Origin of the sequence: Microbacterium sp. ZW CA_36 (assembly GCF_044987475.1) — a bacterium.
Classification (GTDB): Bacteria; Actinomycetota; Actinomycetes; order Actinomycetales; family Microbacteriaceae; genus Microbacterium.
Window position 1 is genome coordinate 1 of record NZ_JBJDRL010000127.1, and the last position, 2819, is coordinate 2819.

Genomic DNA, 2819 nt, shown 5'->3' on the forward strand with positions numbered 1-2819 from the left:
TTGAGGTCTCGCGGTCGGACCGGGGCGAGGCGCGGGGGCCTCGCCCCGGTCCGACCGCGAGACCTCAACTGGTCGCCGAGACCGTGGGGATTTCCCACGGTCTCGGCCTTCCAGTGGGGTCTCGCCGATGTGAGCGGCGCGGAAGGGCGATCCCAGCCTTGTGTTACGTCATGGCGACAGTACATACTGTCGCCGAGACAGTTTCCTAGCAGGATGGATCGCGCGATGACGCTCGACGACTTCCGGCGCGAGATCGCCGAACCCGCCATCGACTTCCGCCCCGAGCTGCGCTGGTGGCTCGCGGAAGGGCTCCACAGCGATGCGACGCTGCGACGAGAGATCGAGGACGCGCACCGACTCGGCTTCGGCGGCATGGAGTTCCTCGCGATGGACGAGGGCGCGATCGACCACGCGCGCTATGGCTGGGGCTCGGAGGAGTGGGTGCACGACTCGCAGATCGTGGTCGAGGAGACGACGCGCCGCGGCATGTCGGTGAGCTTCACGTCGGGCACGAACTGGTCCAACGCGAACCTCCCGACGATCGACCCCGACCAGCGCGCCGCTGCGCAGGAGCTCGATGTCGTGCACGAGACGCTCGCGGCCGGTGAGTCGCGCACCGGCGCACTTGCGCGCATCGACCTCGCGGCCCCGATCGCCGAGACGACGCTGCCGGGTCATCGCGGCACCATCTCGCGGCAGCACCTCGCCGCCGTCGTGGCCGCGCGCGTCGCCGGCGACGGGCTGCTGGATGCGGCATCCGTCGTCGATCTCACCGCGCGTGTCGAGGGCGAGGCGCTCGACTGGACCGCACCGGACGAGGGCGAATGGCGGCTGTTCGCGTACTGGATGCACGGCACCGGGCAGACGGCGTCGCCCTCGGCCAGCGTCAATTACACCGTGAACTACCTCGACCGCGACGGCGTGGACGCCGTCATCGCCTACTGGGACGACGTCGTCCTGACGCCGGCGCTGCGCGCCGAGGTCGCCCGCAACCCGCGTGCGCAGATGTACATGGACTCGCTCGAGCTGTCGACCTACGGCGCCGGCGGCATGTTCTGGGGCTTCACGCTGGCCGAGGAGTTCCGCACGCGCCGCGGCTACGACATCGTGCCGTGGCTGCCGTTCCTCACGCGCGACGCCCCGTTCATGGCGGTCTCGACGGTGTACCACCACCAGCCCACCGGTGACGCGGATCGGACCACGGTCGAGAAGGTGCGGTTCGACTACGTCCGCACGCTCACCGACCTGTACATCGAGAACATGCTGCGTCCGTTCGCCGCGTTCCTGCACGAGGTCGGCATGACGCTGCGCGCAGAGATCAGCTACGGCCTGCCGTTCGAGCTGACGCGACCGGGGCCCGAAGTCGACGGCATCGAGACCGAATCGCTCGAGTTCGGCGCGCAGATCGATGCGTACCGGCTGATGGCCGGCCCCGCACACCTCTTCGGCAAGCAGTACTCGTCCGAGACCGGCGCCACCACGCGCAACCACATGCTCGACCACCGCTTCTACGACCAGATCATCGCCACGCAGCTGGCCGCCGGAATCACGAAGACGGTGCTGCACGGCTGGGCGAGCCCGGCCGGCGCCGAGGGGGTCACCGAGTGGCCCGGCCATGAGGGCATGTGGCCGATGTTCTCCGAGCGGTTCGACACCCGCCAGCCGGGCTCGGAGTTCTATCCGCTCTGGACCGCCGCGATCGGGCGCCTGCAGTACGCGCTCCGGCGCGGGCGGCCGCGCATCGATGTCGGCATCCTGCGCACCGACCACTTCACCGACAACCTCATCGGCATGGCACTCATCGGCCCGAACGGCGAGCGCATCCCCGACGAGGTCGCCTACGGCACGATGTGGATGCGCGACCGCGAGAACCACCGGTGGCAGGACCTCGGCATGCAGGACGCCGGCATCACCTACGAGTTCTTCGACGGCTCCCTCCTGCTCCGCGACGACGTCGCTTTCGACGGCGACGAGGTGCAGCCCGACGGGCCCGGGTACCGTGCGCTCGTCGTGTACCAGAGCACCCTCGACGCCGACGTGGCCGCGCACCTGCTCTCTTGGGCCGAGCGCGGCCTCCGCCTCGTGATCGTCGACGGCGCGCGCGAGCTCGAATCGCTCATGGCCGGACGCTTCCGCACGCACGAGGTCGCGGCATCCGCGACTCCCGGTCTCGATGGCCGCGACGACGAGCTTGCGGCGATCATGACGGGACTGCGACGGATGCCGGGGGTCCGCGTCACCGCGCCGTCCGGCGTCGTCGCCGCGCTCGACGAGCTCGGCGCCGGCGGGCGGGCGCGCTTCGCGGGGAACGACCAGCACGTGCTCACGCACCTGCGCCAGGACGACGGTCTCACCGTGCTCTACGCGTACCACTTCCTCTACGAGACGACCGAGCCGACGACGGTCCGGGTCGCCCTGGAGGGTGCCGGCGTCGCGCACCGACTCGACGTCTGGACGGGCGAGCTCCGCCCGCACCGCGGCGTGCGCAGCGACGACGGGCGCACCCTCGTCGAGCTCACGCTCGCGCCCGGCGAAGTCGCGATCGTGGTCCTCGACACGACGACGGATGCCGCGGACGCGGACGCTCCAGCCGTGACCGAGGTCACCCGCGCCGACCGGTGGCGCCTCGTCGTCGAGAGCTGGGACGCGGGCGCGCCCGAGGTGCTGACCGAGGACCGCGGTCTCGGCTATGTCTCCCGCGAGGTGCGCCCCACCACCGCCGTCACCCGCCTCGACGCGGGCGAGACGGAGCTCGCCCCGTGGTGCGCGATCCCGGCGGTCGGCCCGGACGTCTCGGGCGCCGGGGTCCACGTCGGGGA

1 protein-coding gene is annotated in these 2819 nt (G+C 71.0%); it reads left to right on the plus strand.

The window, feature by feature from the left end:
• Positions 1–225 precede the first annotated feature (225 nt).
• Positions 226–2819 (plus strand): glycosyl hydrolase (locus ACI3KX_RS21975; RefSeq protein ID WP_404911079.1); only part of this gene is annotated, 2594 nt, incomplete at its 3' end.